Annotated in this window: 4 protein-coding genes and 1 pseudogene; all 5 read left to right on the top strand. The window is 65.3% G+C overall.

The window, feature by feature from the left end; genetic code table 11:
- Nucleotides 1-120: 120 nt before the first annotated feature.
- Nucleotides 121-870, top strand: a complete 750-nt coding sequence (locus QRN51_RS07445; protein ID WP_284989287.1) for an MIP/aquaporin family protein — start codon at nucleotides 121-123, stop codon at nucleotides 868-870.
- A 58-nt stretch (nucleotides 871-928) separates the two neighbouring features.
- Nucleotides 929-2,443: a glycerol kinase GlpK gene (glpK, locus tag QRN51_RS07450; protein WP_059389182.1), complete on the top strand. Its 1,515-nt coding sequence runs from the start codon at nucleotides 929-931 to the stop codon at nucleotides 2,441-2,443.
- A gap of 309 nt (nucleotides 2,444-2,752) precedes the next feature.
- Nucleotides 2,753-5,281, top strand: a complete 2,529-nt coding sequence (leuS, locus tag QRN51_RS07455) for a leucine--tRNA ligase (RefSeq protein ID WP_284989291.1) — start codon at nucleotides 2,753-2,755, stop codon at nucleotides 5,279-5,281.
- 57 nt (nucleotides 5,282-5,338) lie between these two features.
- Complete coding sequence (locus QRN51_RS07460) at nucleotides 5,339-6,385, top strand: DegV family protein (RefSeq protein WP_284989288.1); 1,047 nt, start codon at nucleotides 5,339-5,341, stop codon at nucleotides 6,383-6,385.
- A gap of 191 nt (nucleotides 6,386-6,576) precedes the next feature.
- Nucleotides 6,577-6,976 (top strand): annotated as a pseudogene (locus QRN51_RS07465) (hypothetical protein); the annotation flags it as partial.

Consider the following 6,976-nt stretch of genomic DNA (forward strand, 5'->3'; position numbering starts at 1 on the left):
GGGTTGCGGTCTTCCGCTCCGGAAGGGGGGACCGCAACCGGGACGGCGCTAACAGACGCCGGCCCAACGGCCCCCACAAAACCTGCAGGGCTGACAACAGAAGAAAATGAGGAGTCAAAGATGTCTCTCGGAATTGTTTTCCTTTCCGAAGTGTTCGGAACCGGAATGCTTACCCTCCTTGGCTGCGGCGTTGTGGCAAACGTCGCGCTCAAGGGCACAAAGGGCAACAGCGGCGGGTTCCTGATGGTGAATTTTGGCTGGGGCATCGCTGTATTTGCCGGCGTTTACGTAGCGGCCATGTCCGGTGCGCACCTGAATCCGGCGGTCACGCTTGGTCTCCTGGTTGACGGTAAGGCCGAGTTCGCCCCCGGTGTGGCCGTAAGTGCGGCATCCACGTTCACCTACTTCGGTGGAGAACTGCTCGGCGCCTTCCTAGGCGCTGTCTTCGCCTGGCTCGCGCACAAGCAGCACTTCGACGCCGAGCCCTTGGCAGCCAGCAAGCTCGCCGTATTCTCCACGGGACCGGCCATCCGCTCGTACCCCTGGAACCTCGTCACCGAAATCATCGCCACGTTTGTGCTGGTCTTCGTGATCCTGACCTTCGGCGGCACTCCCTCCGGCCTAGGGCCGCTCGCGGTGGCATTGCTCGTCGTCGGCATCGGCGCGTCCCTTGGCGGCCCGACGGGCTATGCAATCAACCCCGCCCGTGACCTCGGTCCGCGTATCGCCCACGCACTTCTGCCGATCAAGGGCAAGGGCTCCAGCGACTGGGCCTACTCCTGGGTTCCGATTGTCGGCCCGCTCCTGGGTGGAACCATCGCCGGACTCGTCGCCCACTCCATACCGATCATGGCCACTGTCGCCAAGTAGCAAACCGCTCAGTACCTACACCGCATCCACACCAAAGCAAGCAGACAAGGACGTCAAAATGTCGCAATACGTCATCGCCATTGACCAGGGAACCACCAGCTCGCGTGCCATCGTGTTCGATCACTCAGGCAACATTGTCTCCACCGGCCAGATGGAGCACGAGCAGATCTTCCCCCAAGCCGGTTGGGTAGAGCACAACCCGGTGGAGATCTGGGACAACGTCAGGGAGGTCGTCGGCTCTGCGTTGTCGAAGGCTAACCTGACCCGGCACGACATCGCAGCCGTCGGCATCACCAACCAGCGCGAAACCGCCGTCGTGTGGGACAAGAACACGGGCGAGCCCATCTACAACGCGATCGTCTGGCAGGACACCCGCACGCAGTCCATCGTGGACGAGCTGGCCCAGGACGGCGGCCCAGAGCGCTTCAAGCAAAAGGTCGGCCTTCCCCTGGCCACTTACTTCTCCGGAACCAAGATCAAGTGGATCCTGGACAACGTTGAAGGGGCGCGGGCCAAGGCCGAAGCCGGGGACCTCATCTTCGGGAACACCGACTGCTGGGTCCTGTGGAACCTGACAGGCGGCGTGGACGGCGGCGTACACGCCACAGACGTCACCAACGCCTCGCGCACCATGTTCATGGACCTGGACACCTTGCAATGGGACCAGGACATCCTCGACGCGTTCGGCGTGCCGGCGTCAATGATGCCCGCCATCAAGTCCTCCTCCGAGGTCTACGGCACGGTGCACACCTCGCAGTTGCTGCGCGAAGTGCCCGTCGCAGGCATCCTGGGAGACCAGCAGGCGGCAACCTTCGGCCAGGCGGCGTTCCAGGCGGGCGAAGCCAAGAACACTTACGGCACCGGTTGCTTCCTGATCTTCAACACGGGCGAGGAGATCGTCCACTCGAAGAACGGCCTGCTGACCACGCTGGGCTACAAGCTGGGCGACGCGAAACCGCACTACGCGCTGGAAGGCTCCATCGCCGTCACGGGATCACTGATCCAGTGGCTCCGCGACAACCTCGGCCTGATCAGCTCCGCTCCCGAAGTGGAGACGCTAGCGGCAGGCGTCGAGGACAACGGCGGTGTCTACATCGTGCCCGCGTTCTCCGGACTGTTCGCCCCGTACTGGCGTGCCGACGCCCGCGGTGCCATCGTTGGCCTGACCCGTTTTGCCAACAAGGGCCACATCGCCCGCGCGGCACTCGAGGCCACCGCATTCCAGACCCGCGAAGTGCTCGACGCCGTCAACGCGGACTCGGGCGTTCCGCTGACTGAGTTGAAGGTCGACGGCGGAATGGTCGCCAATGAGGCGCTCATGCAATTCCAAGCCGACATCCTGGGCGTGCCCGTGGTCCGTCCGAAGGTCGTGGAAACCACGGCCTTGGGTGCCGCTTACGCGGCGGGCCTCGCGGTCGGCTTCTGGAAAGACCTCGGCGAACTCAGCTCAAACTGGGGCGAGGACAAGCGCTGGGAGCCGCAGCTTCCGGCCGAAGAGCAGGAGCGGCAGATGCGCCTGTGGAAGAAGGCTGTTACCAAGTCCATGGATTGGGTGGACGAGGACGTTAAGTAGGTCTCACCTCGGTTGAGGGAGGCCGCACTTGCCCCGCCCGCTTCGCGGTGCCCACCACACCCGGGCGAAGTGCGGCCTCCCTCAACCTTCACCTACGCGCAGCCCTTGAATCCACGCCAAGGGCTTGGTGCGGTAAGGTGGCTTTATGCGTGCGATCCTTCTGCTTAGCTAGCCGCCCGGTTTCGTCGATTTAGATCGTCGCGAACCGAGCGGCCGCCCCTCCTTGCCGAGGGGCTTTTGTGTGTCCGGGACCTTCCGGGGCCCGGAGCAGGAGGCAAAACCGTCATGGAAGAACAGAAGAGGGCAGCAGTGAGCGTTCAGCCGGAGACAGAAACCGGAGCACAGTCAACAGTGGCAGGCGAGACGCCCGAGGAGGGTGTCTACAGCTTCGCTTCGATGGAGGCCAAGTGGCCGCAGGTCTGGGAAGACCTCAAAGTCTTCACTCCTGTCGACGACGGCTCCCGCGAGCGGCGCTACGTCCTGGACATGTTCCCGTACCCTTCAGGCGACCTCCACATGGGCCACGCTGAGGCCTTCGCGATGGGCGACGTCGTGGCGCGATACCTCCGCCAGAAGGGTTTCGACGTCTTGCACCCCATCGGCTGGGACTCCTTCGGCCTGCCCGCGGAGAACGCCGCCATCAAGCGCAATGCACACCCCAGCGAGTGGACGTACGCAAACATCGACACGCAGGCCGCGTCGTTCAAGCGTTATGCGATCTCTGCCGACTGGTCCCGCCGGCTGCACACTTCGGACCCGGAGTACTACCGCTGGACGCAGTGGCTGTTCAAGCGGTTCTACGAGCGCGGGCTGGCCTACCGCAAGGATTCCCCGGTTAACTGGTGCCCGAAGGACCTGACCGTCCTGGCGAACGAGCAGGTAGTCAACGGCGCGTGCGAACGCTGCGGGACCCCTGTCACGAAGAAGTCCCTGAATCAGTGGTACTTCAAGATCACCGATTATGCCGACCGTTTGCTCGACGACATGTCCGAGCTCCAGGGACACTGGCCCGAGCGGGTGCTGGCAATGCAGCGCAACTGGATCGGCCGCTCTGAGGGTGCCCACGTCCGGTTCGCGATCGAAGCCACGGACGGCCGCCCCGAACGCGAAGTTACTGTCTTCACCACGCGCCCGGACACCCTGTACGGGGCAACGTTCTTCGTCGTCGCCGCGGACGCGCACCTGGCGCTGGACTTGGTCACGCCCGAACAACACGATGCCCTCATGGCGTACCGCGAAAAGGTCAAGGCCCTGTCGGACATCGAGCGCCAGTCCACTGAGCGCGAGAAGACCGGCGTGTTCACCGGCCGCTACGCCATCAACCCGCTCAACGGCGAAAAACTGCCCGTGTGGGCAGCCGACTACGTGCTCGCCGACTACGGCACGGGCGCCATCATGGCAGTGCCTGCGCACGACCAGCGCGACCTCGACTTCGCCCGCGCGTTTGACCTGCCGGTGCGTCCGGTCCTCAACACCGGCGGAGAAGATCCGGCGGAGACCGGCATCGCGACCGCCGGCGAGGGCACCCTGATGAACTCCGGCGAACTGGATGGTTTGTCCAAGGCCGATGCCATCCCCGCAGCCATCGCCATCCTGGAGAAGCTGGGTACAGGGGAGAAGTTCGTCAACTTCCGCCTGCGCGACTGGCTCCTGAGCCGCCAGCGTTTCTGGGGTACCCCGATCCCCATCATCCATTGCGCCGAATGCGGCGAGGTGCCAGTACCGGACGATCAGCTGCCTGTCACGCTGCCCGAAAACCTGCGCGGCGAGGCGCTGTCGCCGAGGGGCACGTCACCCCTGGCCGCGGCGCTGGAATGGGTCAACGTCGAGTGCCCGAACTGCGGACGCGCCGCCCAGCGCGACACGGACACGATGGACACGTTCGTGGACTCTTCCTGGTACTTCCTTCGCTTCGTGTCCCCGCACTACACCGAGGGACCGTTCGATCCTGCCAAGATCAACGACTGGATGCCGGTCGGCCAGTACGTGGGCGGCGTCGAGCACGCCATCCTCCACTTGCTGTACGCGCGATTCTTCACCAAGGTCATCCACGACATGGGCATGCTCGACGCGGACGAACCCTTTAGCGCCTTGCTCAACCAGGGGCAGGTCCTCAACGGCGGCAAGGCCATGAGCAAGTCCCTCGGCAACGGCGTGGACCTTGGCGAGCAACTGGATAAGTTCGGCGTCGACGCCGTCCGCCTGACCATGGTCTTCGCGTCGCCGCCGGAGGACGACGTCGACTGGGCGGACGTCTCGCCGTCGGGCTCCGCGAAGTTCCTCGCCCGCGCCTGGCGCCTTGGCCAGGATGTCGCAAGCGAGCCCGGCGTCGATGTCTCCACTGGTGACCGCACGCTGCGCACCGTCACCCACAGGACCATTGCCGACGCCGCTGAGCTGTTGGACAACAACAAGTTCAACGTCGTGGTCGCCAAGCTGATGGAGCTCGTCAACGCGACCCGCAAGACCATCGACTCCGGTGCCGGTGGCGCAGACCCCGCCGTCCGTGAAGCCGCCGAGGCCGTGGCGGTCATCCTGAGCCTCTTCGCGCCATACACGGCCGAGGACCTGTGGAACCAGTTGGGCCACCCGGCCTCCGTGGCGAACGCCGGCTGGCCTTCCCACGATCCTTCGCTTCTGGTCCAGGACACCGTGACGGCCGTCGTGCAGGTCCAGGGCAAGGTCCGCGACCGTTTGGACGTCTCGCCGGACATCAGTGAGGATGAGCTGCGAGAGCTCGCTCTCGCAAGCGAAAACGTACAGCGTGCACTCGATGGCCGAGGCATCCGCACGGTGATCGTGCGCGCGCCTAAACTGGTGAACATCGTCCCGGCCTAGTCGGGAAACGGCCGCCGGCGCTTGCCGGCGGCCGGCCACCAGCTCCAGGAGGCTCCCTTGACGGACCGCGAACCACCCGCTTGGTTGTGGCTCAAGGAACGTTTGGCCCGCCTGCGCCAGTCCACGACGCCGGGACGCGCCGGAGCAGAGTCGGCGCGCGTCGTGCGCATCGCCGTCGTCACCGACTCGGCTGCCGCTCTCCCGGCCGAGTGGGTCAAGGCTTTCGTCGCGGACGGCCGCCTCGCCGTCGTGCCGATGCCCGTCATGGTGGGCGAAGAGATCTACGGCGAGGGGGAGGACGACATCACCCAGACGCTCGCGCTGGCCCTGGCCGCGGGATCGTCCGTAAAGACTTCACGTCCTTCACCCGGCCAGTTCGAACAGGCTTATCTAGCCGCACGGGACCGCGGTTTCGAAGCCGTCGTCTCCATCCACATTTCCGCTGGGTTGTCCGGCACCGCGGACGCCGCCAGGCTGGCTGCGCAACGCGTCTCCATTCCGGTCGAAGTCATTGACTCCCGCACCGTAGGAATGGCTCAAGGCATGGGCGTCCAAAGCGCGCTGGTTGCCGCCGCGGACGGCCGTTCGGCAGCCGAAGTCCGGCACTTTGCCGAGGAGCGATTGGGCCGCACCAAGGTCTACTTCTATGTGCCGAGCCTTGAGCAGCTTAGGCGCGGGGGTCGTATCGGCACTGCTGCGTCTTGGCTCGGGACAATGCTGTCCATCAAGCCGATCCTCGCGGTCGCCGACGGCAAGATCGTACCGCTTGAGAAGGTGCGCTCGGCTGCGAAGGCCGTTGCCCGGCTGGAAGAAATCGTTGCCGCCGATGTCAATTCCCGGCCGCCAGGACAATCGCGGCTCGCCGTGCATCACTTTGGAAACCTGGCAGAGGCAGAGAGGCTCGCGGCCCGGCTCGGCGAGGGGTGCCCCGATTGCCCGCCTGCACAGATCAGCGCACTGCCGGCCGTTCTCGCGGCCCACGCCGGGCTCGGCGTATTGGCCGTGGTTGTGGGGGAAAGCAGTACGCCTGGCGCCGCGACGCTTTTGGGTGACAGCGCGAAAGCCGCGACGGATCCGGCGAACACTATGCGGAGCAAACCGTAACCGCGGTCAAGTTTCGCAGGCAGAGGTCCTGAGCTTTTTGCTGGTCCGTCGTTAGCTCCATGAAAATGGGCATAACCCCCAACCGCCGCCACACTTTCGAATGGCGGCGCTAGGCGGAAGTTTTCAAATGAGGCAATGCGCATCCTGAGCGACGGACCTATTTTGTCGTAGCCTCCTGGCAGAGTGTTTCCATGGAAGCGATCGGATGCGTCGACACCCGGCAGGGCCTCGGGGCCGGTGGGCTTTTCGTGGCGTCGCATCGTGCCCGTGGTCGGCGCTTGGCCGGGGCCCCGGGCACGCCTCCGGGCGGGCTGGTGTTGGTGGATCCGCGCGGGCGGGGCGGCCGGCTGGCCGTTTTGGACGGGGCCGTGGCGGCAGCGAGGTCTTTGGCGGACAAAGCCGCGGACGACGTCGGGGTCACCGGTTTCGAGGAGGCTGTTGCGTTCGCGTCCGGGGTGGAGGAGCTCTCCCGGACCCTGGACTATCTCCAGGTGGCCGCCGCTGCCGGGCTGGACAGGGCCCGGAACGATGAGCCAGTCAGCCGGCAGGGCTGGACCACGGGCTGGGCCGCCGGCGTGGATCCGGGCGCCG

Origin of the sequence: Arthrobacter sp. efr-133-TYG-120 (assembly GCF_030209785.1) — a bacterium.
Lineage (GTDB): Bacteria > Actinomycetota > Actinomycetes > Actinomycetales > Micrococcaceae > Arthrobacter.